The organism is Amycolatopsis sp. NPDC051045 (assembly GCF_040682955.1).
Lineage (GTDB): Bacteria > Actinomycetota > Actinomycetes > Mycobacteriales > Pseudonocardiaceae > Amycolatopsis.
In genome coordinates, this window is sequence record NZ_JBFBCC010000004.1 from 26,424 (window position 1) to 52,519 (window position 26,096).

22 protein-coding genes are annotated in these 26,096 nt (G+C 70.8%); 4 read left to right on the top strand and 18 right to left on the bottom strand.

Features of this window, described 5'->3' with window-relative positions; all coding sequences use genetic code 11:
- Positions 1-15: 15 nt before the first annotated feature.
- The 7 genes from AB0M80_RS11200 to AB0M80_RS11230 form a co-directional block, all read right to left on the bottom strand.
- Positions 16-2,763: a BTAD domain-containing putative transcriptional regulator gene (locus AB0M80_RS11200; RefSeq protein ID WP_364562156.1), complete on the bottom strand. Its 2,748-nt coding sequence runs from the start codon at positions 2,761-2,763 to the stop codon at positions 16-18.
- Positions 2,764-3,237: 474 nt separating this feature from the next.
- Positions 3,238-4,140: an ectoine hydroxylase gene (thpD, locus tag AB0M80_RS11205; protein ID WP_364562159.1), complete on the bottom strand. Its 903-nt coding sequence runs from the start codon at positions 4,138-4,140 to the stop codon at positions 3,238-3,240.
- A 31-nt stretch (positions 4,141-4,171) separates the two neighbouring features.
- A complete protein-coding gene (locus AB0M80_RS11210) occupies positions 4,172-4,564 on the bottom strand; it encodes an ectoine synthase (protein ID WP_091318623.1) in 393 nt (130 codons plus the stop codon).
- Between the two features lie 10 nt (positions 4,565-4,574).
- Positions 4,575-5,828, bottom strand: coding sequence for a diaminobutyrate--2-oxoglutarate transaminase (ectB, locus tag AB0M80_RS11215; RefSeq protein WP_364562162.1), 1,254 nt, complete (start codon positions 5,826-5,828; stop codon positions 4,575-4,577).
- 15 nt (positions 5,829-5,843) lie between these two features.
- Positions 5,844-6,371 carry a diaminobutyrate acetyltransferase gene (ectA, locus tag AB0M80_RS11220; RefSeq protein WP_364563612.1) on the bottom strand — a complete coding sequence of 176 codons (528 nt, stop codon included), beginning with the start codon at positions 6,369-6,371 and terminating at the stop codon, positions 5,844-5,846.
- Between the two features lie 213 nt (positions 6,372-6,584).
- Positions 6,585-9,653 carry a patatin-like protein gene (locus tag AB0M80_RS11225; protein ID WP_364562165.1) on the bottom strand — a complete coding sequence of 1,023 codons (3,069 nt, stop codon included), beginning with the start codon at positions 9,651-9,653 and terminating at the stop codon, positions 6,585-6,587.
- A 104-nt stretch (positions 9,654-9,757) separates the two neighbouring features.
- Positions 9,758-10,744, bottom strand: coding sequence for a zinc-dependent alcohol dehydrogenase family protein (locus AB0M80_RS11230; protein ID WP_364562168.1), 987 nt, complete (start codon positions 10,742-10,744; stop codon positions 9,758-9,760).
- Positions 10,745-10,858: 114 nt separating this feature from the next.
- Between AB0M80_RS11230 and AB0M80_RS11235 the strand changes: the two genes are divergently transcribed.
- A complete protein-coding gene (locus tag AB0M80_RS11235; RefSeq protein WP_364562171.1) occupies positions 10,859-11,218 on the top strand; it encodes a helix-turn-helix domain-containing protein in 360 nt (119 codons plus the stop codon).
- Position 11,219: 1 nt separating this feature from the next.
- On the opposite strand, the gene AB0M80_RS11240 is transcribed toward AB0M80_RS11235, so the two are convergent.
- Positions 11,220-12,455, bottom strand: coding sequence for a DUF445 domain-containing protein (locus tag AB0M80_RS11240; RefSeq protein WP_364562174.1), 1,236 nt, complete (start codon positions 12,453-12,455; stop codon positions 11,220-11,222).
- A gap of 4 nt (positions 12,456-12,459) precedes the next feature.
- Positions 12,460-13,263 carry an Abi-alpha family protein gene (locus tag AB0M80_RS11245; protein ID WP_364562177.1) on the bottom strand — a complete coding sequence of 268 codons (804 nt, stop codon included), beginning with the start codon at positions 13,261-13,263 and terminating at the stop codon, positions 12,460-12,462.
- A gap of 82 nt (positions 13,264-13,345) precedes the next feature.
- Here AB0M80_RS11245 and AB0M80_RS11250 point away from each other — a divergent pair, with 82 nt between their 5' ends.
- Positions 13,346-14,167: a maleylpyruvate isomerase family mycothiol-dependent enzyme gene (locus tag AB0M80_RS11250; protein ID WP_364562180.1), complete on the top strand. Its 822-nt coding sequence runs from the start codon at positions 13,346-13,348 to the stop codon at positions 14,165-14,167.
- On the opposite strand, the gene AB0M80_RS11255 is transcribed toward AB0M80_RS11250, so the two are convergent.
- Together AB0M80_RS11255 and AB0M80_RS11260 are read right to left on the bottom strand one after the other, a co-directional pair.
- The gene (locus tag AB0M80_RS11255; protein ID WP_364562183.1) at positions 14,164-14,619 is read right to left on the bottom strand and encodes a lipopolysaccharide assembly protein LapA domain-containing protein; all 456 of its coding nucleotides are present in this window, start codon (positions 14,617-14,619) and stop codon (positions 14,164-14,166) included. The two genes, AB0M80_RS11250 and AB0M80_RS11255, sit on opposite strands and share 4 nt — an antisense overlap.
- Positions 14,620-14,665: 46 nt before the next feature.
- Entirely contained in the window at positions 14,666-15,805 is a 1,140-nt protein-coding gene (locus AB0M80_RS11260) for a dipeptidase (RefSeq protein WP_364562186.1), read from the bottom strand.
- A gap of 100 nt (positions 15,806-15,905) precedes the next feature.
- On the opposite strand from AB0M80_RS11260, the gene AB0M80_RS11265 reads away from it, so the two are divergent.
- Both AB0M80_RS11265 and AB0M80_RS11270 read left to right on the top strand, forming a co-directional pair.
- Positions 15,906-16,364 carry a MarR family transcriptional regulator gene (locus AB0M80_RS11265; RefSeq protein ID WP_364562189.1) on the top strand — a complete coding sequence of 153 codons (459 nt, stop codon included), beginning with the start codon at positions 15,906-15,908 and terminating at the stop codon, positions 16,362-16,364.
- A 47-nt stretch (positions 16,365-16,411) separates the two neighbouring features.
- Entirely contained in the window at positions 16,412-16,792 is a 381-nt protein-coding gene (locus tag AB0M80_RS11270; protein WP_364562191.1) for a VOC family protein, read from the top strand.
- Here the strand turns inward: AB0M80_RS11270 and AB0M80_RS11275 are convergent.
- The 7 genes from AB0M80_RS11275 to AB0M80_RS11305 form a co-directional block, all read right to left on the bottom strand.
- Positions 16,784-17,461, bottom strand: a complete 678-nt coding sequence (locus AB0M80_RS11275) for an amidohydrolase family protein (protein WP_364562194.1) — start codon at positions 17,459-17,461, stop codon at positions 16,784-16,786. The genes AB0M80_RS11270 and AB0M80_RS11275 overlap by 9 nt on opposite strands.
- Positions 17,458-19,002 (bottom strand): benzoate-CoA ligase family protein, encoded by a 1,545-nt coding sequence (locus tag AB0M80_RS11280; RefSeq protein ID WP_364562196.1) that lies wholly within the window; start codon positions 19,000-19,002, stop codon positions 17,458-17,460. Before AB0M80_RS11280 ends, AB0M80_RS11275 begins: the two co-directional genes overlap by 4 nt.
- Positions 19,003-19,010: 8 nt before the next feature.
- A complete protein-coding gene (gene boxB / locus AB0M80_RS11285) occupies positions 19,011-20,432 on the bottom strand; it encodes a benzoyl-CoA 2,3-epoxidase subunit BoxB (RefSeq protein WP_364562199.1) in 1,422 nt (473 codons plus the stop codon).
- 5 nt (positions 20,433-20,437) lie between these two features.
- Complete coding sequence (boxC, locus tag AB0M80_RS11290; RefSeq protein WP_364562202.1) at positions 20,438-22,057, bottom strand: 2,3-epoxybenzoyl-CoA dihydrolase; 1,620 nt, start codon at positions 22,055-22,057, stop codon at positions 20,438-20,440.
- A 32-nt stretch (positions 22,058-22,089) separates the two neighbouring features.
- A complete protein-coding gene (locus AB0M80_RS11295; protein WP_364562204.1) occupies positions 22,090-22,527 on the bottom strand; it encodes a hypothetical protein in 438 nt (145 codons plus the stop codon).
- An 84-nt stretch (positions 22,528-22,611) separates the two neighbouring features.
- A complete protein-coding gene (locus tag AB0M80_RS11300; RefSeq protein ID WP_364562206.1) occupies positions 22,612-23,514 on the bottom strand; it encodes a GNAT family N-acetyltransferase in 903 nt (300 codons plus the stop codon).
- Between the two features lie 152 nt (positions 23,515-23,666).
- A complete protein-coding gene (locus AB0M80_RS11305) occupies positions 23,667-26,093 on the bottom strand; it encodes a glycoside hydrolase family 3 C-terminal domain-containing protein (protein WP_364562207.1) in 2,427 nt (808 codons plus the stop codon).
- Positions 26,094-26,096: the final 3 nt, after the last annotated feature.

Sequence of the window (26,096 nt, forward strand, 5' to 3'; positions counted from 1 at the left end):
AGTGCTGGAAAGCTTTCACTGCAGATCGGCGAGTTCGGTGCGGACCTCACCGACGAGCTTCGGGTGCACGCGCTCGTAAATGCGCACGGACAACGCGAGTTGTTCGCGTGCGCCGTCGATGTCGCCCCGGGCCCGCAGCACCCGGCCGAGCGTCAGCCGCAGCGCGCCCTCGCGCGCGACGAACTGGCGGCTGATCGCGAGGTCGATCGCCTCCCAGACGTACCGCTCGGCCGCCTCGTGGTCCCCGGCCCGCAGGCTGAGCTCGGCCAGCTTGTCCAGCGAGACGACGACCTGGTCGTCGTCGCCCAGTTCCCGGTCGATCCGCAGGCCGGCGCGCTGGTGGGCGATCGCGTCGGAGAGCCGGCCCGCCCGCTTCTCCGCCTGCGCGCAGCTGCTGAGCGCCTGCCCGCGCAGGGTGGCGTCGGGGGCGTTCGCGATCGCCTCGGCCAACCGCTCGATGGCCTTCTCGTGCTCGCCGAGCCGGCTCAGCGCGCGCCCGAGGTGCAGGTCCACCGACGTGCGCAGCCGCTCGTCGGCCAGGGCGGCGGACAGCTCCGCCGCCCGCCGCGCGTCGGCGAGGCCGAACCCCGGCAGCTCGAAGCTCAGCGCGATCTCGCACCGCGCGAGCCGCAGCCAGCACTGCCCCGCGACGTCGCCCGCGGCTTCGGCGGCGGCGACGCCGAGATCGCACATCCGCGACCACTCGTCCAGCAGCGGGCAGGCGACGCGGTAGGTGTGCCCCAGCCGGGCCAGCCGCCAGACGTCTTCGTGGCGGCCCGCGGCGTACGCGGCGTCGAGGACCGCGAGGAGGTTCGGCCACTCGGCCGCAAACCAGTTCTGCGCCTCGGCGAAGCCGGGGAGCGGCGGCATCGCGTCGTCGGCGAGCACGCCGGAGAAGTCGAGCGGGTCGGCGACCCGGCCCAGCCGGCGCCGCGCCCGGTCGGCCACCGCCTGGTAGTAGCGGATCGTCCAGCCGAGCGCTTCGTCGCGCTCCTTCTCGCCGAGCTCCTGTTCGGCGAGCTCACGCAGGTACAGCCAGACGAGGTCGTGCGGCACGAAGACGTCCCGCTCGGTCTCGGTGATGAGGTTGTGCGCGGCCAGCGCGCGCAGCCGCCGCCGGGCCTCGGCCACCGGGATCTGCGCGACCGCGGCCATCACGTGCGGCCCGGCCATCACCCCGGGCACCGCACCGAGCTGCAGGAACGTCTCGGCGACCTCGCCGGGCAGGCCGCGGAAGGAGACGTCGAACGCCGCGCGCACGCTGTCGTCGGCGCCGTCGACCTGCAGCCCCGCCAGCCGGGTGCGTTCGTTGCCGAGCTCGTCGACCAGTTCCCCGGCGGTCCGCTGCGTGCTCGCCGAGAGCCGCGCGCCCGCGATCCGCAGCGCCAGCGGGAGGTAGCCGCACAGCCGCGCGAGGGCGTGGTTGAGGGTCGCCGGGCCGGCGAGCTCCTCGATGAGCTGCACGGCGTCGTCGGGCGCGAGCGTGCCGAGCACGCGCTGCTTGGCCGCGTTCGAAACGGCGAGCCCGTCGAGGCGCGACCGGCTGGTCACCACCGTCATCGTCCGCGCGCTCGGCGGCAGCAGCGGGCGCACCTGCTCGGCGGTGCGGGCGTCGTCGAGCAGCACCAGCATCCGCCGTCCGGCGATCAACGACCGGTAGAGCGCGACGCGCTCGTGCAGCAGCTCCGGGATCTGCGCGGTTTCGACGCCGAGGCCGAGCAGGAACTGCGTGAGCAGCTCGGCCGGCTCCAGCGGCGGGTGGTGGGGGTCGAAGCCGCGCAGCGACGCGAACAGGACACCGTCCGGGAACCGCGGCGCGACCCGGTGCGCCCACCACACGACCAGCGTGCTCTTGCCGACCCCGGCGGTGCCGGTGACCACGGCGATCGTGGTCTCCCCGGCCTCGACGCGGGTGACCAGGCCGTCGAGCCAGGCCAGCTCGTCGGCGCGCCCCGCCAGGCTGGGCACCGCGGCGGGCAGCTGCGAAATCGCTTTCGCCGGTTCGGCATCGGCGGCCGGGGCGACGACCTCCCGCGCCGGCAGGTCGTCGTTGAGGACCCGCTCGTGCAGCCAGCGCAGCTCGGCGCCGGGCTCGACGCCGATGGTGCGCAGCGTCGCGCGGGAGACCGTGCGGTACAGCTCGAGCGCGTCCCCGCGGCGTCCCGCGTGGTAGAGCGCCCGCATCAGCTGCCCCGCGGTCCGCTCGGCCAGCGGATCGGCCCGGACGATCGGGCTGAGCTCGACGATCAGTTCCGCGTGCCGGCCGAGTTCGAGGTCGGCGTCGACACGCGCGCCGTGCACGGCGAGGCGCAGGTCCTCCAGCTCGGGAGCCCGCAAGGAGTCGGGCACCCCGCCGAGCGCGGGGCCCTGCCAGAGCGCGAGCGCCTCGGCCAGCAGCGTGGCCGCGACCTCCGGGGTGGCCACGGACGCGCGGTCCAGCAACGTGCGCGCCCGGTGGACGTCGATCCGGTCGGGCTCGATGTCCAGCCGGTAGCCCGGCGGGGTGGTGAGGATGCGCGGCCCGTCGAGCTCGCGCAGGACCCGCCGCAGGTGGGAGACGTTGCCGTGGACGATGGTGCGGGCGGTCGCCGGCGGGTCGTGGCCCCACAGGGCGTCGATGATCTCGTCGAGCCCGACGACCTTGCCGGGCTTGAGCGCCAGCAGCGCGAGGAGGCCGCGGACGCCGGGTCCGCCGATCGGGACGGGGTCGTCGCCGTGGAACAGCTGAACGGGCCCGAGCAGCTGGAGCCGGGTTTGGGCCATGCTCGCGCCCACCTCCCGGGTCCACGGTGTCCCGGCGTCGCCCTCGCCGGAAAAGTCAACCTACCGTGATCGCCCGCCGGCGAGTACCACCCCACCGGGCCGGGACCAGGCCGTTTCGCCGGGCTGCGGATTCCGCAGCGCCGCCCCCGCCGACCTGCGACATCCCCCGGTCGGCCCCAAGCGGGCGGACATGACACGACCCCGCACCACCGGTCCCGATCCGGTGGTGCGGGGTCGTGCTGGAACTTCCGGCCGGGCCGCCAGGGGGCCGGTCCGCCCGTCCGCCACCGAGGGCAACCGGGCAGGTGAGCTCACCCCGAGCGAAGCACCCGCTGCCGATCGTCCGCGAAGACGTGTTGCGCGGGCCACACGCTCGCGCGGTGGCGACACGGTAACAAAGCGCACCGGGACGGTCACCGGCGGGGCAGGATCAATGGCTTTCGGGGGCTCCTGGTAGCGAAGCCCCGGGATGACTCAGCGCGTGATCGGCGTCGAGTCGCGCCCCGCGATGAAGGCCGGCCTCGGCGCGCTCGCCGCGTACGGCTGCGCCAAGGCGTTTTCCACGCTGTTGAACACCAGGAAGATGTTCGAGCGCGGGTACGGGGTGATGTTGTTCCCGGAGCCGTGCATGATGTTCGAGTCGAACCACAGCGCCGAACCGGCCTGGCCGGTGAACTGGTCGATGCCGTGCTCGGCCGCCATCTTCGTGATGTCGTCCTCGCTCGGCACGCCCACCCGCTGGTCCTTGAGCGAGCTCTTGTAGTTGTCGTCCGGCGTCTCGCCGGCGCACTGGACGAACGTCCGGTGCGAGCCCGGCATGATCATCAGGCCGCCGTTGAACGGGTAGTTGTCGGTCAGCGCGATGGAGCAGCTGACCGCGCGCGGGGTCGGCATGCCGTCCTCCGCGTGCCAGGTTTCGAAATCCGAGTGCCAGTAGAACCCGGTGCCCTTGAAGCCCGGCATGTAGTTGACGCGGCTCTGGTGGAGGTACACCTCGGAGCCGAGCAGCTGCCGGGCCCGGTCCAGCACGCGCGGATCGCGCACCAGCTCGGCGATCAGGTCCGAGATCTCGTGGACGTCGAAGATCGACCGGACCTCACCGGTCTTCGCCTCGGTGATCACGCGCTCGTCCCGGGCGAGCCCCTTGTCGGAGGACAGCCGCACCAGCTCCTGCCAGTACGTCTGGACCTCCCCGACGGAGAGCATGTCCTCGACCACGGTGTAACCCTTGGTCTCGTGGTTCGCCAGGGTCGCGGCGTCGATCGGGCCGTCGGCTTCGGTGCCCCACACCGTGGGGTGCACGCGCGGCAGCTGGGCCGGAGTACCGGTGATCCGGGTCGGGTAGCGGTCGTCGACCCGGGTGTCCGTCAGCGTCACGGGCTTCGCCTCCTGTGTTCCTCTCCGGTTCTTACGATTCCTCGGTGATCAGCGGATACACCCCGTTTTCGTCGTGGACCTCGCGACCGGTCACCGGGGGGTTGAACACGCACACGCACTTGATCTCGGTCTTGGGCCGGACCTGGTGCTTGTCGTGGTCGTTGAGCAGGTAGAGCGTCCCGGGCTTGAGCTCGTACACCTTGCCGGTGGCGAGGTCTTCGATCTCGCCCTCACCCGAGGTGATGAACACCGCCTCGATGTGGTTGGCGTACCAGAAGTCGTTGACCGTCCCCGCGTAGAGCGTGGTCTCGTGCACCGAGAAGCCGACGCCCTCCTTGGCGAGGATGATCCGCTTGCTGCGCCAGTTCTCGGTCTTGATGTCGGCGTCGGTGTCGGTGATTTCGTCGAGCGTGCGGACGAGCACGGCGGACTCCTTATTTGGTCAGGACGGCCTTGACGGACTCGTCGATGATCGACAGCCCCTGCGTCAGCTCGTCGTCGGTCAGGGTCAGCGGCGGCAGCAGTTTCATGACTTCGCCGTCGGGACCGGAGGTTTCCATCAGCAGGCCGCGGGCGAACGCCTCGGCGCAGACGCGCCCGGCCAGGTCACCGTTCGCGAACTCGAGGCCGCGCGCCAGGCCGCGGCCCTTGGCGAGCAGCTTCGCCTCGGGGTAGGCCTCGACGAGGCCGCTGAACGCGGTCGCGATGCGCTCGCCCTTCGCCTTGGTCGACTTCTCCAGCGCGTCGTCGCTCCAGTAGACGTCGATCGCTTCCTTGGCGGTGACGAACGCGGGGCTGATCCCGCGGAAGGTGCCGTTGTGCTCGCCCGGTTCCCAGACGTCGAGCTCCGGCTTGATCAGCGTCAGCGCCATCGGGATTCCGTAGCCGCTGATGGACTTCGACAGGCAGACGATGTCCGGCGTGATCCCGGCGTCTTCGAAGCTGAAGAACGGGCCGGTGCGGCCGCAGCCCATCTGGACGTCGTCGAGGATCAGCAGGATGTTGTGGCGCTTGCAGAGGTCGTCGAGGCCCTTCAGCCACTCCAGGCGCGCGGCGTTGATGCCGCCTTCGCCCTGCACGCCTTCGACGATCACCGCGGCCGGCTCGTTGAGCCCGCTGCCGGAGTCCTTCAGGAGCTTCTCGAAGTAGAGGAAGTCCGGCATCGCGCCGTCGAAGTACTTGTCGTACGGCATCGGGGTGGCGTGCACCAGCGGGATGCCCGCGGCGCCGCGCTTCATCGAGTTGCCGGTGACCGACAACGCGCCCAGCGTCATGCCGTGGAAGGCGTTGGTGAAGTTGATGACCGATTCCTTGCCGGTCACCTTGCGCGCCAGCTTCAGCGCCGCTTCGACGGCGTTCGCACCGCCCGGCCCGGGGAACACGACCTTGTAGCCGAACCCGCGCGGGTCGAGGACCTTGTCGCGGAAGGTCTGCAGGAAGTCCCGCTTGGCCACGGTGAACATGTCCAGGGCGTGGGTGACGCCGTCGCGCTGGATGTAGTCGATCAGGGCCTGCTTCAGCTGCGGGTTGTTGTGCCCGTAGTTCAGCGCGCCGGCCCCGGCGAAGAAGTCCAGATAGGGCTTTCCGCTCTCGTCGTGGAGCCAGCTGCCCTGCGCGCGGTCGAACACGACCGGCCAGCCGCGGCTGTAGCTGCGGACTTCGGATTCGAGCTCTTCGAAGATGCTCATGTGATTCTTTCTCTCCTAATCGCCCGGATTCGCGGGTGCCGTCAGCGGACCGATGCGGTAAAGCTCTTCCGGCAGGTGCCCGGCTTCGGGGAAATCCTCCCCGCCGAACAGCACACTGGTTTCCGTCGCGGCGTTCCACCGCTTCGCGAACGACGCGAACAGCCGGATGGAGGCCTCGTTGTCCGGGGTGATGGTGGTCTCGAGGTAACGCACCCCCTCGCCGGCCAGGCGCGTGTACAGCGCGTCGAGCAGGGTCCCGGCCAGGCCCTTTCCGCGCTGGGACGCGTCGACCGCGACCTGCCAGACGAGCGCCGACTCCGGCTCGTCCGGCCTGCGGTAGGCGATGACGAAACCGACGGCCTTGCCGTCCTCGCGCGCGACCACCGAAGACCCGGCGAAATCGCGGCACCACAGCATGTATGCGTACGGCGAGTTGAGATCGAGCTTGGCGGAATCACGCGCGATTCGCCACAGCTCCGCGCCGTCCGCCTTGGTCGGGGATTCGATCAAGTGCGTTACGGACATACTCAGGAAACGTAACAGAGAATTTTCGGCGTGCCAGCGACGCAGCTCACCGACCCCGCGATGACCTGCAGCGACGCCGAGTACCCGGTGAGCAGTCCCACAAACATGTTTGAAGTGGACGGATCAGGGGCAAACGCGCGCCGTGGCCGCGTGCCGCGGCGCGCCGCCTCTTCGCACCATGAACCCAAATCGGGTTGATCGCAAGGCGACGGGCCGAACCGGCGTCGTCGCTCAGCGCGAGCGTTCGACGGCGGCCGGGCTCGATACCGCCCCGCCGGGCTCCGTCGCCCGCAACCGGGGCGAACGGCCGTTGCCCGACACGTTGAGCACGACACTCTTCGCTTCCCCGGACCGGGTGCGGCGGTGGCCGAGCCGGCGCAGGAAGCCGTTCACCGGCATCACGACCGCCGGCAGGATCAGCAGCCCGGAGACCACCAGCCACCACACCGCGCCCTCGCCGCGGCGCCAGCCGGCCACCACGTCACCCAGCCAGCCGAAGAACGGCTGGGCGAGCGGCGGCAGGAACGCCGCCAGCAGCAGCGCCGCCACGACCAGCGCCCCGAGCGCCGCGAACAGCCGGCGCGGGGTGCGGCCCGTCGTGAGCAGCGCCGTCGCCAGGTAGACGACGGCGCCCGCGAGGACCGGGAGGCCGATCCACTGCAGGACCGCGCCACCGTCGTTGCCGATCACCAGCCCGGCCAGCAGCGCCAGGACGCCGGCCGCGAGCGAGCCCGCCGTACCGAGCCGTGACGCGCCCTGCGCGACCCTCGCGGTGCTCCTGGCCACCGTCCGGAGGATGCCCGCGACCGTCTGCGGCCAGCCACCGGGCAGCCGGAACGCGATCGTCCCGGCGTTGACCGTGGCGGCGCCGAGCGCGACCAAGGTCCGGGTCAGCCGTGCGGTGCCCTGCTCCCCGGCGAGCTTTTCGGCCGAGACGCGGCAGGCCTGGAACTGGGCCTGAGCGGCGCCCGCGTCGACCGGGGGCCGGTCCTCGGCCAGCGCGTCCTCGATGCCCCGGCGGTCGTCGGCGTCGTAGCGCGCCGCGAGCGTGACGACCGGGAGTTCCTCCGCGGCGATCCCGGCCTGCCGCGTCCGGGCCAGCACCATGGCCGTCACCGGCAGGCTGACCGGCCGGTCGCGGCCGAACCCGACCGGGGCGAGGTCGGCGTCGAGGCCGAGGAACGCCAGCTCCGCGGTCAGCTGGTCGCACAGCTGCGCCACCTCGGCCGGCGTGCACCGGTCACGCTCGTCCGGCTTGCGCCAGGCCGGCTCGAGCGCCGCGACGAGCTCGTCGCGGAACCGCTCCGGCCCGATGATGTCGCGGAGCGTCTCGAGGCGGACGGGGTCGAGCAGGCACTGGACCAGCCAGCCCGCGCCGTCGATGCGGCCCCACATCCAGTCGCTGGCCCGCCACGACGCCTTGTAGAAGGCGCCGAAGTAGCTCGCCTGCATCCCGGTCAGCTTGTCCCACGACCGGCGCCGCGTCATGTCCAGCAGCGTCCGCGAATCGGCGCTGACCTGCACGAGGTCGACTCGCTGGTCGACCGACGGCGCCTGCGCGAGCAGCCCGCGCGTGGCCACGTGGAGGGCGATCAGCCGCGCCTGCACGACGTCGTCCGCGCCCGCGTCGTCCGGTCCCAGTGCCAGCCAGTCCAGCAACGTGGTCACCGTGCCGGCGTCGTCCTCCGCGGCCAGCGCCCGCAACGTCGGCGCCGCCGCCCGCAGGCCCGCGACCACCTTCGGCCACGCCTCGGCGACGGCGGCCGAGCGGCCCAGCCCGGCCCACTCCTCGGCGAGCTCGCGGATCCACACTTCGAGGGTGCTGCTCGCGCCGGGCCCGGCGTGCGCGGCCACCCACTGCGCCAGCCGCACGCCGCGGCCGGCGGTCCGGCGCGCCGCGTGCAGCCGGCCGCGCGCGTCGTTCAGGGCCGCCGCGCGCGTGGCGTCCGGCCGGAGCCGGAACCCGGCGTTGATCAGCTGCAAACCGGTCGCGACGGCGTCGTCGAGCGCGGTCGTCCGGTAGCCGACCAGGTCCTCGACCGCCAGCTCGGCGGCGGGCGGGCCGGCCGGGACGCCGCTGCTCAACGCGGTCACCGCGATCGCCCGCAGCTGCCGCGACATCCCGGACGCCCACTCGCGGTCCGGGGTGTCCGCATCGGACAGGGCGTACCGGCGAGCCGCGGCGCGCACCAGCTCGGCGGCGTCCTCGGCGGTCCGGCGCTCGAGGTACGCGGCGGCGATCCGGGTGTCGACCAGGCACCCGGGCCCGCAGCGCAGGCCCAGTGCGGCCAGCGAAACCCTGGTGTCCCGAGCGCGGAGCACGGCGTCGTTGTGCCGGGTCAGGTCGTCCAGCTCGGCGCTGATCGACTGGCTCATCACGGTGTTCACGACCTGGGCCATCGCGCTCGACAGCAGCGGCGGGTTCGCCGGATCGCAGCCGACGGCGTCGGCGTCGCGTTCACCGGTCGGCACGACGTAGAGCAGCAGCCGCCGGACGTCCGCGTGCGACGTGCGCTCGAAGATCTCGCGCAGCGCCGGCCGCAACGGCTTGTTCAGCAGCACGCCGCCGTCGGTCAGCCAGTGCGAGCGGGTCAGCTCCGTGTACGGCGTCATGTCGGGGTGCAGCCGATCGGTGCCGTCGGTGCCGATCGGCATCCGCGACAGCTCGAACGCACCGGGGAAGGACGCGGTGGAGCGGGCCGCCAGCGCGAGCGGCCCCTCCACCCCTACTGTCCAGAGTGGACCACAGAACCGGAAGAGCATCCGGTGTTCGGTGTCGCGCACCAGGTTCCCGAGCGCGTCGTCGAACCGGGTGGTCTCGCCGTCGATCATCGTGCCGGTGAGCAGCACCGTGATGTCGGGTTCCTCGGTGGGCGGCGTTCCCTCCGCGGTGATCTGCCGCAACGCCCGTTCGAGGTCGCCGAGCAGCACGCGGTCCCCGTCGAGCACCGAGCGCGGCTGCGGCTCCCGCGCGTCCCGGATCAGGTTCTCCAGCGAGCCGGTGGTGATCCAGGTGTCCCGCAGGACCTGCGGGGTGGCGTTGAAGGCCTCGGCCAGGCCGAGGCAGGCCGCGTTGATCCCGCCGGCGCTGGTGCCGGTGAGGACGTCGATCGAGACGGTCGCGCGCAGCAGGTCGAGCAGCTTGCGGTAGAGGCCGGGATCGGCGTCACCTCGTGATTCCCGCAGCAGCTGCGACGTCTCGGTGGCGACCCCGCCCATCCAGATGGCCAGGCTGGCGCCGCCCACCATGGTCATCGCCAGCCGGATCTCCTGCGGCCACGGTTCCGCTGTCTCGGCCATGGGCTCTCCCCGGCGGTCGCTCGTCCTGACGCAGAGTAGAGGCGAACGGAAAGCCCGGGGATACGTCCGGAGGTACGGCCGTTCGGGTGGTCTTGTACGCCCGCTCAGCCGCCCACGGTGACCACCACCTTGCCGAACTGGCCGTTCGCCTCGAGGTAGCGGTGGGACTCGGCGATGTCGGCAAGGTCGAACACGCGGTCCACCCGCGGCCGGAACGTGCCCGCCCGCACGCCGGCCCGGATGAAGTGTTCCGCGCGGGCCAGGCGTTCGGGGTCCATCGTCAGGTCGAACGCGTTGAACAGCCGCATGGTCGGCACGAACCACAGCGGGAACGGCGTTTCCTTCGTGTCTAGCGCGCCGTAGACGACGAGTGTGCCGCCCTTCGCGGTGGCTTCGGCCAGCTTGCGCACGCCTTCGCCGGCGACGGCGTCGAAGACGAACTCCGCACCCCGGCCGCCGGTGATTTCGCGGGTGCGTCCGGCGATGTCCTCCTCGTCGGTGACGATCACGTGCGCGGCACCCGCGTCGAGGAGCCGTTGCTTCTTCGCGGCCGTGCGGGTCGCGGCGATCGGGATCGCGCCGATGTGGTTGGCGACGTCGATCGTCGCCAACCCGACACTGCTGGACGCCGCCGTGATCAGCACGAAATCGCCGGGCCGCACCCGTCCTTCGTCGACGAGCGCGCCGTACGCGGTGAGGAACGGCCCCCACAGCGCGACGGTTTCGTTGGCGCCGAGCCCTTCCGGACGCCGGAGCACGGCGGTCGCCGGCACGATCGCCGCCTCGCCGTAGACGCCGTAGTTCCGCATCGAGAAGCCCGCGACCGTGCTGACGGCGTCGCCGATCCCGAACCCGGTGACCCCTTCGCCGAGGGCTTCGACGATCCCGGACGCCGAGTAGCCGAGCTTGGCGGGGAATTCGCCGGGGCGTTCGAAGTAGAGCCCGGCGCGGAACATGGCCTCCGCCCGGTTGAGCCCGATCGACTCCACCCGCAGCCGCAGCTCGCCGGGCCCCGGCTCGCCCAGCTCGACGTCCACGAGTTCCAGCACTTCCGGTCCGCCTTCGGCCGCGAACCGCACCGTCTTCGTCATTCCTGGTTCCTTTCCCGTGCTTGCGGAATCGATCGTGCCCCGGTGGCGTTCCCGCTGGAAGACGGCACTTTCCTGGTACGACGGCACACGTCTGTTACGAATGAGGTCACGGCGATGGACAACGGCGAAATTCCTCCGGCGGAGATGTGCTCCCTGCGCGAGGTGCTGGATCTGGTCGGCGACAAGTGGGCGATCCAGGTCCTGATCCGGCTCGGTGACGGGCCCCGGCGGTTCAGCGAGCTGGAACGCGCCCTGGACGGCGTCTCCCGGCGGATGCTGTCGCTGACGCTGCGGGGCCTCGAGCGCAACGGGCTGGTGACGCGGAAGGTCTACCCGGAGGTCCCGCCGCGGGTCGAGTACACGATGACGCCGCACGCGGCGGAGCTGGACGAGCCATTGCACGCGTTGTCGGCGTGGGCGGCCAAGCACCGGGCGAAGGTCGCCGAGGCGCGACGCGCCTACGACTTCGCGTGACTCACGCCGCCAGGTGCTCCAGAACCAGCACCTGCGCCTCGCCGACCGCGAAGCCCAGCACCGCGCCCGTCGCGATGAGGATCCACTCGTCCTGTTCGAAGGCCGGCCGCAGCAGGCGCTCGAACTCCTTCGGGGACAGCTGCTTCATCTTCGACACCAGCACGTTGCGGATGTCCATCGCGTCCGTCGCGTAGTCCTCGATGTAGCGCATCGTCTCCGGCAGGCGGCTCATGATCTGCGACGAGATCGCCAGCTTCAGGTCCTGGTACCTGCGGCTGCCGACGGCGAACACCAGCAGCGGCTTGACCCGGCGGCCGAGTTCGAGGTCGAGCTGGCGCTGGATCAGCGCCAGCACCCGGTCCGACAGCGGTCCGTGCAGGATCGCCTCGATCACGTTGTGCGGCGTGATGATCTCCTTGGCGATCAGCGAACCGTACGCCTCCGCGACCTCCGCGCGCCGCTTCAAGAACAGTCCCTGCCAAGTGACACCGAAGTACTTGCGCGGCTCGATCGGGTAGAAGATCATCCTCAGCGCGAGCCAGTCCGTGAACCAGCCGGTGAACAGGCCGAAGAGCGGCATGATCGGCGGGAACTTGAACAGCACCCACGCCACCATCTGGACGACGCCGATCGCGCCGCCGAACACCAGGCCGGACCGGGCGATGAACTTGAACTCCTGCGCGCCGGCCTCCTGGAAGATCCGGTTCAGCAGCCGCTTGTCCTTGACCAGGCTGGTGACCACCATGCCCTTGAGGTCGAACACGCTGTCCACATCGGACTTGATCAGGTCGAGCACGGCGGCGACCATCCGCGGCGACTCGTGCTGGACGCGCTCGATCACCAGCCGCTGCACCCGCACCGGCAGCGACTCCCACAGCCCCGGCTGGTAGTGCCCCGCGACCTCGCGCACGATGTCCTCGATGCCCGCGAGCAGCGGCTTCTCGATCTCCTTGGCGATGCGGGCAGCGTCCAGCCGCGCCACCACTTCGGCCGGCTTGATCAGCTGCTCGGTCATCGTGTCGCAGGCGATGCTCGCCATGCGCGCGGCGCGCTTCGGCACGATGCCCTGCCAGCCGAGGAACGGCTTGACGCCGATGAACTCCACCGGCTGGAACATCATCCGGATCGCGACGAGCTTGGTGCCGTAGCCGATCAGCGCGGCGACGACCGGGATCGAGACGTAGAGGGGCCAGTGCCGCGCGAAGTCGGCGACGATGCCGCCGAGGAAGGCCCCCACTCCGCTAACCCGTGCTGTGTTCGCCGAAAGAAGGGTCGCAGGCCCGCCAGAACTGCGCGCCGAGGCGTGAGACGTGGATCGTCCGCCGGACGAACTTCGCCCGCCTGACGTGCTTCTCCGCGTCGCGCACGGTTTCGTCGGTCAGCAGGATCTCGTACTGCGTCTCCAGCGACGGCACTTCTTCGTCGAGGTCGACGAGGCCCAGCCCGATCAGCCGGGTCACGTAGCCGGGCACCTGGTCGGGCAGCGACACCCCGGCCGCCTTGCCGACCGTCGAGGCGTTGCGCAGCACGACCCGGCCGTTGCCGCCGAGGCCGGTCCGCTCGACGACGTCGAGGGCGGGGAACGGCGACCCGTCGGACAGCGCGGCCAGGATGCGGGCCTCGTCCGGCGTCAGCTGGCGCAGGATGATCGCGTAGAAGTACTCGCGGGCGCGCTCGCGGCCGAAGCCGACGGAGTGGTTGAGCAGCTCCGCCATCGCGGCGCGCAACGGCTCGGCGTGGTTGTCGCGGACCGGCACGAGCGTCACGGCGGCCTCGATCGGGCGGCGGCCGGGGACCGCCGGGCGGTTCATCGCCGACGCCGCGGTGAGCGCCGCGTGGTACGGGTCGTCGACCTCGTCGAGCCGGCGGCGCAGCTCGGTCAGCAGCTGACGTTCCACCTCCCGCACGGTGCGTTCGGCGGTCTCGACGCCGGGGAACTTGCGCCCGAGCGCGAAGCCGGTGCGCGCGGCCCAGCCCGCCAGCTGACCGGCGCGGCGGGCCAGGTCATCGGCGCCACCCCGGCCGTTCGGTCGCTCTGCGTCCACGGCCCTGCTCCCCTCTGCTCACGCGCTGATGCTACCTGCGGGTAGGCCGAATGGAGGTGTGACTTCCGTGTTGGATGGGGTCATGAGTCCGACCCGCTGGGGCCCGCCGATCGACGTCCTCCCGTACTTCTCGAAGGAAGAACAGGCGCTGATGACGCTGCTCGGCGCGCTGACCCCGGAAGACTGGACGCGACCGACGGTGTGCGACGGCTGGACGGTCAAGGACGTCGCCGCCCACCTGCTCGGCGACAAGGTCGGCCGGCTGTCCCGCGGCCGCGACGGGCACGCGTCCAAAGGCCCCCGTCCGGGTGAGGCCTTCCCGCGGTTCATCGACCGGATCAACGAGGAATGGGTCGTCGCGTGCCGCCGCCTCTCGACGGACGTCCTGATGACGATGCTGTACGAGTTCATGGGCCAGACGACCGACTACTGGGCGAAGCTGGACCTGGATTCCCTCGGCGAGCCGGTGAGCTGGGCGGGCGAGGAGCCCGCGCCGCGCTGGCTGGACGCGGCTCGCGACTATTCGGAGTTCTGGGTCCACCACGTGCAGATCCGCGAGGCCCTGGAGCACACGCCGCTGGACGCGGAGTACGCCGAGCCGATCGCCGACACGTTCGTCCGCGCCCTGCCGCACACCCTGCGTGACGTCGACGCCCGCGCCGGCAAGCAGATCGGCTACACGGTGACCGGCCACGGCAAGTGGTACGCGCGCCGCGAGCGCGACGGCTGGCTCCTGGACCGCGGCGCGCCGCCGTCACGCGCCCCGCTGGCCACCGTGACGACCGACCTGGACACGTTCTGGCGGCTCTGCACCCGCAACGCAGCGGACCGCGGCCGGGTGCGGACGACCGGCGACGAAAGCGCTTGCGCGGTGCTGCTCGGGATGACCTCGATCGTCGTCTAGCGGCGGCGCGCCTGCTTCCGCAGCTGGAGGATCCGGGCGCCGCCGATCAGCGCGACCAGCACCGCCCCGCCGATGGCCGAGAACAGCATCGCGATGGCCAAGGGCAGGTTGCCTTCGGCGCCGAAGAAACGCACGGTCGCCGGGGCGAGGTTCTGCAGGATGAAGACCAGCAGCACGACGAGCACGAGCAGACCGGCGATCACCGCGACCCAGGTGCCGCTGATCCGCGTCGGGCGGGCCCGGCCCGCCGCCGGTTTGGCGGGCGCCGGGTGTACCGGCGTCGCCTCCTCCGCGCCCGGCCGGACGTCGCCGGCGCGGAGCTCGGCTGGTTCCAGGGCGCCTTCCGGCACGTCGGTGCCGGGCAGGTCGGTGCCGGGCAGGTCGGTGCCGGGCAGGTCGTGGTGGGTGGGACCGGTGGGGCGGTCTGCCGCGCCCCCGCGCGCGTGCGTCATTCACCCAGTGTCCGTCCGGCGCACGGGGAGCGCTGACTCAAACCCCCTATCGGGCGAAACCGTCTACCTCCCGCAGGACGCGGAGGGTGTTCTTCCCGGCCAGTTTCGCGCAGTCGTCCTCACTCCACCCCCGCTCGAGCAGCGCGGCGAACAACACCGGGTACTTGGACGTGTCCTCCAGCCCCTCCGGCAGCGAGGCGACGCCGTCGTAGTCGCCGCCGAGGCCGATGTGGTCGATGCCGGCGACCTCGCGGGCGTGTTCGACGTGCGCGACGACGTCGTCGACGGTGGCGAGGGGCTTGACCGGGCCGTCCCACTCCTTGACGAACTTCCCGCGCAGGCTCAGGTTCTGGTACTCCAGCCCGGCGTCGGCCATCGCGGCCTCGAGCTGCTCGTTCCAGGCGGCGACCTTCGGCGAGACGAACGCCGGCACGAAGGTGATCATCGCGACGCCGCCGTTGCCGGGCAGCTTGGCCAGGACGTCGTCGGGGATGTTGCGGGGGTGGTCGTTCACCGCGATGCAAGAGGAGTGGCTGAAGATCACCGGCACCGAGCTGACCTCGATCGCCGCCCGCATCGTCGACGGCGCGACGTGCGACAGGTCGACCATCATCCCGATCTTGTTCATCTCGCGCACGACGTCGCGGCCGAACTCGGTGAGACCGCCGTGGACCGGCTCGTCGGTGCCCGCGTCGGCCCAGGTGGTGTTGAAGTTGTGCGTCAGCGTCATGTAGCGGACGCCGAGGCGCCGCAGGATCCGCAGCACGCCGATCGACTCGGCGATGCTGTGCCCGCCCTCCGCGCCGAGCAGGGACGCGATCCGGCCGTCGGCGAACGCGGCCTCGGCCTCGTCCGCGGTGGTGACCAGCCGGAGCCGGTCGGGGTAGCGCTCGACCAGCTGGTGGACCACTTCGACCTGCTCCAGAACGGCGGTCACGGCGCTGTGGCCCTCGAACTCACAGGGCACGTACACCGACCAGAACTGCATGCCGAGCTTCCCGTCGGCGAGCTTCGGGAAGTCGGTGTGCAGGGCGGGCTGCCGCACGGTCAGGTCGAGCGACGCGGCCGCCTCGACCGGGTTCGGGCCACCGTGCTGCCGCAGCTCCCAGGGCAGGTCGTTGTGCCCGTCGGCGAGGATGACGCCGTCCAGCAATTGGGTAGCACGCTGCAGTGCCTCGTTAGTCATCGGCCGATCGTAGGGAGCCCCGATATACGGGCCGTACAAACGCGCTGACGTCTTTCCAGGAAGATATTTTCCGGCGAGGTTTGGCGGTAGAGTACGGTGCGTGACACCCGATCCCAACACCGACGACGACGAGATCGTCACCTGGTGGGGCCTGGTCATCGAGGGCTACCTGGCCACCCAGGACAAGCTGATGGGCGAGATCGCCGACCGCTTCGGGCTAGCGCCGGCGTCGTTCGACATCCTGCTGCGGCTGGTTCGCTCGCCCGAGCACCGGATGCCGATGACCCGCCTGGCCACGGAGGCGGCGCTGTCCAGCGGCGGGTTCACGAAGGTCGCGGACCGCCTGGTGGCGGCGGACCTGATCTGCCGGATCCCCAGCCCCGACGATCGCCGCGTCACGTTCGCGTCGCTGACCGACCACGGCCTGGAGGTGGCGAACAAGGCCCGCGCGGCAGCGGCGGACATCCTGCGCCGCATCGTGCTGACCCCGCTCGGTGAAGACGCGGCGGCACTCGCCGAAGCGATGCGGACACTCCGCGCGTTCAACGCCGAGCGGTGAAAAAGTCGAGGTCACGGCGATGCGCGTGAGGGCGCACGATGAGAGCCATGCTGACCGAATCGACCATCACGACCATGCTTCCGGTGACCGACAGTGCACGCGCCGGCCACTTCTACACGGACTCCCTCGGCCTGACGCAGACGGGCCGGGGCGAGGACGGAACCCTCTACTTCGCGGCGGGCGCGGGCGCGATCGGCCTCCGCCCGATGCCGGCCGGCGCGCAGAGCGAAAACACGGCACTGAGCTTCGAAGTCGGTGACCTGCCGGCCGAGGTCAGGGCGTTGGAGGACCGCGGCGTGCGGTTCCAGGACTTCGAGACCGACGGCCTGAAGACCGTCGGCCACATCGCGGAGCTCGGCAACGAGCGAGCGGCGTGGTTCAACGACTCCGAAGGCAACGTGCTGTGCCTGCACGAGGTCCTAAGCTAGGCCCGGCATCAGCTTCACCGCGTTGCCCCCGAGGACGCCGCTCAAGACGTCCTCGGGCAGTCCCAGCCCCGCCAACGTCCGGACGTTCGCGGCCACCGACGGCACCCCCGGCCAGTCCGTCCCGAACACGAACTTCCCGGCCAGCCGGTCCAGGTCGAACCGCTGGTAGTACTCCGGCAGCTTCTTCGGCGGCAGCCCGGCGAGATCGAGCCACACGTTTTCCCGGGCCAGCGCCAGGAAAGCCGCCACGTACAGCTCCTTGTCCGCCGGCGAGAACGCGCCGTGCACCGGGTGGATCTTCAGCGCCACCGCGCCCCGGTCCAGCTGCCGCGCGACCTCCGCCGCCGCCGGGTGGTGCACGTACGGGTTGACGTTCGCCACCAACCGGAACCGCGCCGGGTTGTGTTCCACCAGGGGCAGGTTGTCCTCGATCGGCTGGATCCCGGTCGCCCGCGGGCTGTACTCGCAGAACAACAGGACCCGGTCGACCCCCTCGGATTCCATCAGTTCGTCCATCGCCGGCGGGATCACCGCACCGTCGGCCGAGTACACCGAACGCCACGGGTACGCCCCCGCGAAGTCGTGCGCCCACTGCAGCCACGCGGGCTTGAGCGTCGGCAGCCGCGGCGTGTGGACGTGGGCGTCGACCACGAAGTACCCGTCGATCACGAGCTGGGCACCGTCCGCAGCGAGTCGCGGACCAGCTCGCGGATCACGTTGCGGCGGATCTTGCCGGTCGCCGTCTTCGGCAGCTCCGCCAGTTCGACCACCCCGCGCGGGCGCTTGAACGCCGCGAGCCCCTCGCGGCAGAACTCGATCAGCTCGGCCGGGTCCACCGCGAACCCGGGGGCGGGCACCACGCAGGCCACCGGCTTGTCGAGACCGTCGGCGTCCGGCGCGGCGACGACCGCGACCTCCGCCACCGCCGGGTGCTGCCGCAGCCGTTCCTCCACTTCGGACGGTGACACCCAGATCCCGCCCGCCTTCAGCATGTCCCCGAACCGGCCGAGACAGCTGTACGTCCCGTCCTCGTTCCGCACGTAGCTGTCCCCGGTCCGCAGCCACTCGCCCTGGAAGACCAGCTTCGTCACGTCGTAGCGGGCCCAGTAGCCGGTCGCGGTCGACGGGCCGGCCACGAACAGCTCGCCCGGCCGGCCGGCGGCGTCGATCACGGCGCCGGCCTCGTCGCGGATCTGCAGGGCGTACCCGGGCACCGCGACGCCGGTGCTGCCGGGCCGCACCGCGCCGGGCTGGTTGGACAGGAAGATGTGCAGGGCCTCGGTCGACCCGATACCGTCGAGGATCTCGAGCCCGAAGCGGGCGCGGAACCGTTCGAACAGCGACGCGGGCAGCGGCTCCCCGGCCGAAACCGCTTGCCGCACCGAAGAAAACGAGTCGTCGGGGACGTCGCTGGCGAGCAGCGCCGCGTAGAACGTCGGGACCGCGAAGAACAGTGACGGTTGCTCCTCGCGAGCGCGGCGCGCGAACAACGCGGGCGTCGGACGCGAAGGCTCGAGCAGCGTCGTACCGCCCGCACCGAGCGGGAAGAAGCACGAGTTCCCCAGCCCGTAGGCGAAGAAGAGCTTCGGCACGGACAGGAACCGGTCCTCGCGCGTCGTCGCCAGCACCCCGCGGGCGTACGTCTCGCAGACCGCGCGGATGCTCGCGTGGCGGTGCATCGCCCCCTTCGGCTGCCCCGTCGTCCCCGAGGTGTACAGCCACAGCGCGGGCGAGTCCTCCCACGTCCGTCCACCCCGGAACGAACCGGCCAGGTCGGACCACTGGTGCGTCCGGACTTCGAACCCGGCTTCGTCGCAGCGGTCGAGCACGACGTCGGTGACCTCGGGGGCGAGCCCGAGCGCGGTCGCCGCCTGCTCGGCGAACTCCCCGGACACGCACAGCACGCGCGCCCGCGAATCGGCCAGCACCTGGCCGAGCTCCACCCCGGTGACCATGGTGGACACCGGGACGGCGACCGCGCCGGCCAGCATCGCGCCGAGGATGCCGGTGAGCAGCTCGACGTCGTCGACCATGCAGAACATGACCCGTTCTTCGGGCCGCACCCCGAGTTCGGCGAGCCCACCGGCGACGCGCCGGGACTCGGCCGCGAGCTCGGCGTAGGTGAGGGTGCGTCGGGGCGACACCACCGCGGTCGCGTCCGGGTGCCCGGCCGAGAGCAGGTACTCCGCGGCATTGAACCCTGTCGCCACCAGGCCTCCTACGTGAGGTACACGTACTCGTAGTCGAACGGCTTCCCGTTGATGCCCTGCCGTGGCGGCGCCACCCAGCTCGCGATCTTCCCCCGCTCGTACACCGGGTGCATCAGCGAGCGGACGAACGTGAGGTCCTCGGTCGTGGGCAGCCACTTGCTCTTTCCGGCTTGCCAGGTCGCCTCGTCGACGATGGTGCCGTCGGGAGTGACGTGGTGGCCGGAGTTTATGCCGACTTCGCGGTTGAAGCCAGGGTGCGGCAACCGGAACGTGAAGTCCACGCCGGCGTCGGCGAGGATCTTGTTCCAGCGCTTCACCCCGGTCTGGCAGTCGGCGACGTACTCGCTGCGCAGGTCGAGGTTCAGCAGCAGGATCGCCTGCAGCTCCTCGGTCGTCCACGTGCCGTCGCCGGTCGGCCGTTCCAGCGTGCGGGCGTCCTCGGTGAGCTTGTGGTCGTCCCGGCGGCGGGTCTCCTGCCAGCGGCCCTTGAGCCCGGCGGTGTAGTAGTTCGCCGCGTTCGTCGACGTCTCGCTGCCGAACAGGTCCAGGGACACCGTGTAGTGGAAGTTGATGTAGCGCTGGACGAGGTCGAGGGGGATGCCGCCGTGCGGGCCGATGTCGTAGGTGTCGTGCTCGCGGATCAGCTCGGCGCTGCGGGTCACCACGCGGTCGACACCGGTGGTGCCGACCATCATGTGGTGCGCCTCCTCCTTCAGCATGAACTCGCAGGTGCGCGAGAGCGGGTCGAAGGAGCTCTCCTTGAGCGTGCCGAGCTGGTACTTCCCGTCGCGGTCGGTGAAGTAGGTGAACATGTAGAACGCCAGCCAGTCGGCGGTTTCCTCGTTGAACGCGCCCAGGATGCGAGGCGCGTCCGGGCTGCCGGAGTTGCGCAGCAGCAGCCCTTCGGCTTCGTCACGGCCTTCGCGCCCGAAGTAGGCGTGCAGCAGGTACACCATCGCCCACAGGTGACGGCCTTCTTCGACGTTGACCTGGAACAGGTTCCGCAGGTCGTACAGGCTCGGCGCGGTGAGCCCGAGCAGCTTCTGCTGCTCGACCGAAGCCGGCTCGGTGTCGCCCTGGATGACGATCAGCCGCTGCAGGTCCGCGCGGTATTCGCCGGGCACCTGCTGCCACACCGGCTCGCCCTGGTGCTCCCCGAAGGCGATCCGCCGATCGGGGTCGCGCTCGGCGAGGAAGATGCCCCAGCGGTAGTCGGGGACGTTGACGTGGTCGAAGTGCGCCCAGCCTTCGCGGCCCACGCTGACGGCGGTGCGCAGGTAGACCCCCTGCGTCTCCAGCGTCGGCCCCATCTCGCCCCACCAGTGCATGAACTTCGGCTGCCAGCCCTCCAGCGCGCGTTGCAACCTGCGGTCCTCGGAGAGGTTGACGTTGTTGGGGATCTTGGCGTCGTAGTCGATCTTCTCGGGCATCTGGGCTAGACCCGCTTCCTGTCGAAGACGGCCTTCTGCCCAGTACCGTAGCGGCGCAGCGCGCCTTCCGGTCCGGATGCGTTCGGCCGGGTGAAAATCCAGTTCTGCCAAGCCGCCAGCCGGCCGAAGATCTTGGTCTCGATGGTCTCCGGACCGACGAACCGGTGGTTGGCCTCCATGCCGGTGAGCGCGTCCGGGGACAGCGACGCGCGGCCTTCGAGGATGATCCGGATCTCGTCCTCCCAGTCGAGGTCGTCCGGGGCGTCGGTGACCAGGCCGAGTTCGAGGGCTTCGGCGGCGCTCAGCTCGCGGTTCTTCTCGCGCGCGAGCCAGGCGAGGTGGTCGTCGTCGCCGTAGAACCGCGCCTGCAGGCGGGTCAGGCCGTTCCCCATCGGGAAGGCGCCGAAGTTGGCGTCGGTCAACTGAAGGGACGCGCGTTCGTCGCTGTCTTCGTCGTCGATCGGCGGGCCGTCGAGGATGTACTGGCGGTCCGCGGCCAGCGCGATCTCCAGCAGCGCGCCGGTGAAGCAGCTGCCCGGTTCGATGAGCGCGATCAAGCTGCGACTGGTGACGTCGAGGCGCTTGAGCGTGCGCTTGAAGTAGTGCGTGATCTCGTTGGCGAGCCAGTCCTTTTCGCCGAGGACGGCCTGCTCGTGCGCCTGGACGCGCGCGGGGTCGCCCTGGGTCCGCAGGATCCACGTCCCGGCTTCGACCTCGTTGGTGCGCAACCGCAGGATGGCGTCGTCGAGCTCGCGGGTCATGGCGAGGAACCAGCCGCCCGCGCCCTCTTCGTGCAGGTCACCGGGGTCGGTCTCAGGGCCCTTGATGGTGATGGCGGCCTGGCCCTTGGTGACCTCGATGTCGACATAGCGATGTTCGAGCGGGGTCAGCTCGATGCCGTGCTCGCCCCGCTTGTCCGACCGGCGCGCGAGTTCCCGTGCCTTTTCGAGGACCTTTTCGCGGAAGTCCTGACGCGGCACCAGTTCGTCGACCAGGCGCCAGTTGACCGCCGTCTTGCCCTTGACGCCGTCCGGGCGGGTCGCGAAGACGTCGGCGAGGTCCTTGCGCACGCGCCGTTTGTCGACGACCCGGGTCAGGCCGCCGGTGCCGGGCAGCACGCCCAGCAGCGGCACCTCGGGCAGCGCGACGGTCGAGGAGTTGTCGTCGATCAGGAAGATCTTTTCGCAGGCCAGCGCGATCTCGTAGCCGCCGCCGGCACAGGTGCCGTTCACCGCGGCCACGTAGATCTGGCCGGAGTGCTCGGTGGCGTCCTCCATGCCGTTGCGGGTTTCGTTGGTGAACTTGCAGAAGTTGACCTTCCAGTGGTGCGCCGACGCGGCGAGCATGCGGATGTTCGCGCCGGCGCAGAACACCTTGTCCTTCGCGCTGGTCACGATGACCACGCGGACCTCGGGGTGCTCGAAGCGCAGCCGCTGCGTGGCGTCGTAGAGCTCGATGTCCACGCCGAGGTCGTAGGAGTTGAGCTTGAGCTCGTACCCCGGGACCAGCCCACCCTGCTCGTCGACGTCCAGTTCCAGCCAGGCCACCTCCCCGTCGAGCCGGAGGCGCCAGTGGCGGTACTCGTCCGGACGGCGGTCGAAGGCAACCGGTGTGGTGGTGGTCACTCACCCGATTGTCTACACGAGTCAGACGAACGTCAATGTTGTGTAGAAAGTTGATCTCGCACAGTGACCCGGTTGAGCGCGGCCCAGGCCCAGGTGAGGAACACCCACAGCGCGAGGCCGGCCGCGGCGTCGGTGAAGATCGTCGCGAACCAGAACGCCGGAATCCGCGGCACGCCGGTCAGGAAGTGGCCGAGCGTGATCAGCCCGGCCAGGGAGTAGACCAACAGGAACGCCAGCGCCTGCGGATACCAGCCCCGGCGGTACGCGCGGTAACCGAGCCCGCCGAACGCCGTGAGCAGCACCCAGGCGAACGCGACGACAATGCCGCCGACAAGCGGTGAAATGCCCGGCAGTTGCGGGTAGTCCGCGTACCGGATGGCGTTGTGCGTGTAGTGCAGCGTCGTGCTGAGCAGCGAGAAGCCGAGGATCACGCGAAGCAGCGTCAGCCCCTTCGCTTGAAGAACGTCCATCGCGGGGCCCCCAATTTGATAGATCGCTCTAGCGACGGTACCGCGCGGCGGCCGCGCCCGGCAAGGCACGGCCGCCGCTGCGGGTCAGACCAGGTCGATGCGGTGCTGCACCACCGGGTAACCCGCCTTCGCGAAGGCCTTGGCCATCGGGACGTTGCCGACGTCGGTGCCCGCGACGATCCGGTCCGCGCCGTGCGTGACGAGCTCGTGCGTGGCCTCGGCCACCAGGTCGTACGCATAGCCGTGACCACGGTGTTCCGGCAGCACGGCGATGTAGCCGACCACCGGGTCGTAGGCGTTGCGGCTCGGCAGGGTGAGCCCGACGAGCTCGCCATCGCCCCGGTACGCCAGCCGCCACCAATCCCGCGGCGCCGGCATCCACCGCATGATGTCGAGGTCCTCCCGGGCGGCCGCTTCGAGGCCCTGCTCTTCGACGGTCTTCCGCACGTGCGCGTCGAGGCTGCCGACGTGCACCCGCCGGAACACGTCGAGGATGACGTCGTCGTCCGGCTCGGGCCGGAAGTCGAGCCGTCCCGGCCGTTCCGGCAGGCCGATTTCCGGCGTCCAGCGGAACCGGTAGCGCTCGACGAGCTTGCGGTAGCCCGCCTTTTCGGCCGCTTCGACGCGGATGCCGACCTCGTGCGCCACGTCCGGATCGTCCCGCCACGCGGGCGGCGTGGTCAGCGAGTACTCCGCGCGCAGCGGCGCCGTCTTCAGCAGGTGGACCCCCGCGTCGAAGTCGGTGAAGTCGAACCAGTCCAGCGCGATCGGGGTTTCGTCCCCCGGTCCGGCCCACCAGGCGGCCCGCGCCACGACGACGTCGTCGCGCAGCGCGACCCACGTCCACTCGGGCCGGTATTCGCCCTTAGCCGCCATCTCGGCGAAGTCGTTCCCGAGCAGCGCGCGGCCGACGAGACCGCGATCGGGCAGGGAGAGAAAGAGCGCTTCTTCGCCCGCTTCGAGCGGGCGCACGACCAGATCGGTCATGAAAATCCTTCCAGGAGAGCGCGCTCCCGGTCAGATACCCGGCACCCTCGACCCGGGGTGGGAGCGCGAGATCGGTTGCGTGATCATCGGACCCACCTCCTTTCGTTGACCAAGGGTGCTTCCGCGACCTTAGGGCATGCCTCCCGCGGTGATCAACGGATTTTCTGGAGCACCACCCGCGTGCTCAGCCGCGGCTCCGCGTAGGAGTGCGAAGCTTCGAGAACGTACTCGCCGGCGATGTGCCGCCAGCCGTCGCGCCAGACCGAGACCGACCGCGGCGCGATCGCGATGTCGGCCTCGACGGACTCGCCGGGCCGGGCTTCGACGCCGGCGAACCCGGCCAGCCAGCGGTGCGGCCGGTCGCCGCGTTCGGTCGGGACCAGGTAGAGCTGGACGACTTCGCGTCCCTTTCGCGTCCCCGTGTTGCGTACCCGGATCCGGACGCGTGCGCCGCCTTCGTCGTCCGGATAGACGTCGAGTTCTTCGTACACCCAGGTCGTGTAGCCCCGGCCGTGGCCGAACCAGTACGCGGGCTGCCGGTCGGTGCGGGCCCAGGCACTGTAGCCGATGTACACGCCTTCGCCGTACTCGAGCACGCCTTCTTCCGGGGTTACGGTGGTGACCGGCGCGTCTTCCAGCTTCGCCGGCCAAGTCGTCGGCAGGCGGCCGCCGGGCTCTTCGCGGCCGAAGAGGACGTCGGCGAGCGCGTCGCCGCCGGCCTGGCCGGGGAACCAGGTGAGCAGCACCGCGGCGACCTCGTCGCGCCACGGCATCTCCACCGGGGAACCGGCGTTGACGACCACGACGGTGTTCCGGTTCGCTTCGGCGACCCGCGTGACGAGTTCGTCCTGGCGGCCCGGCAGGGTGAGGGAGGTCCGGTCGAAGCCTTCGCTCTCGACTTCGGCGGTCGTGCCGACCACGACGATGGCCACTTCCGACTTCGCCGCCAGGGCCACGGCTCCTTCGAGGGTCGCGTCCGGGTCGAGGACCGGGCCGCGGTGGCCGAGCGCGAAGGTGACCCAGGCGAACGTGCCCCTGGCGAACTCCGCCATCTCCGACGGGATCCAGTAGGTCAGGCTGACGTCGACCGGCTCGCCCGCGGTCAGCTCGACCTCCCGCCGCTGCTCGTGCACCTGCATGATGGACGTGAAGACGTCCCCGCCCTCCGGCAGGTTCACGCCGTCGAAGAGGGTCTGGCCGTCGACGGTGAGGCGGAGGTCGCCGGGACCGGTGACGCCGAAGGTGTGCGTGCCACTGCGCTCCGGCAGGAACGTGCCGGCGATCTCGACCGACCCGAGCGTGCCGATGTCGAGCCCGGCCGGCAGCTCGCCGATCCAGTCGATCCTGGCTTTGCGCAAGGAAAATTCGGCGAGTTCGGTGCCGTCGGCGGCCCGGGCCGTCGCGCGGAGCCGGAAATTGTCGGTGGCGGTCGGTAACGTCGTTCGCGGATCGGCACCGGGGGCGTAGGTGAGCTCGGTGCCCGGGGGAACGGCCGCTTTCAGGCCGTCGAGAGGGGAGACGACGTGATCGGGGAACACGGTGGCGCTGCCACCACCGAGGATCTTGGGGTCCGCGGCCAGCGCGCCGATGAGCGCGATGCTCCGCGGTTCCCGCAGGGGCAGCACACCGGTTTCGTTGCTGAGCAGCACGAACGACCGGTGCGCGACCTCGCGCGCGACCGCGTTACCGTCCACATAGGACGCCCCGGGGACGGGGCTGCCGCCGAGCGCGCCGGTCCGGTGGGCGAGCAGGAGCACGCGGCGCACCATGTCGTCGACGACTTCGGGGCTCACTTCACCACCGCGCACGGCTTCGGCCAGCCGCGCGCCGAACACGGTGCGAGGGCCGGGCATGGCCACGTCGAGGCCGCCGTTGGCGGAGGCGACGGTGTCGCGCGCGGCCAGCCAGTCGGAGACGACGAAGCCGTCGAAGCCCCACTCGTCGCGCAGCACACCGTTGAGCAGTTCGGCGTGCTGGGTCATCGTGACGCCGTTGACGCTGTTGTAGGCGGCCATGATCCCCCACGGCTTCGCGCGCCGGACGATGAGTTCGAACGGTGCGAGGTAGAGCTCGCGCAACGCGCGCTCGCCGACGTGCACGTCGGCGGTGAAGCGTTCGGTCTCGAAGTCGTTGGCGACGAAGTGCTTGACCGTGACGGCGACCCCGCCGTCCTGCACGCCGGTGACGTAGCCGGCGCCGATCATCCCGGTGAGGAGCGGATCTTCGGAGTAGCACTCGAAGTGGCGGCCGCCCAGCGGCGAACGCTGGAGGTTGACCGTCGGCGCGAGCAGCACGTGCACGCCCTTGCGCCGGGCCTCCTGCGCGAGCAAGCGGCCGACGCGCACGGCCAGCCGCGGGTCCCAGCTCGCGGCGAGCGCCGTCGGGCTGGGCAGGGTCACGGAGGGGTCGTCCGGGCTCCACCGCACCCCGCGGACGCCGATCGGGCCGTCGGAGAGGACCAGCGACGCGAGCCCGACCCGCGGCAGCGCGGGGAGGGACCAGACGTCCTGGCCGGCGAGCAGGCTCGCCTTGGCGTCCAGGTCGAGCTCGGCCAGCAGCGCGTCGACGTCGAAGCTCATGCG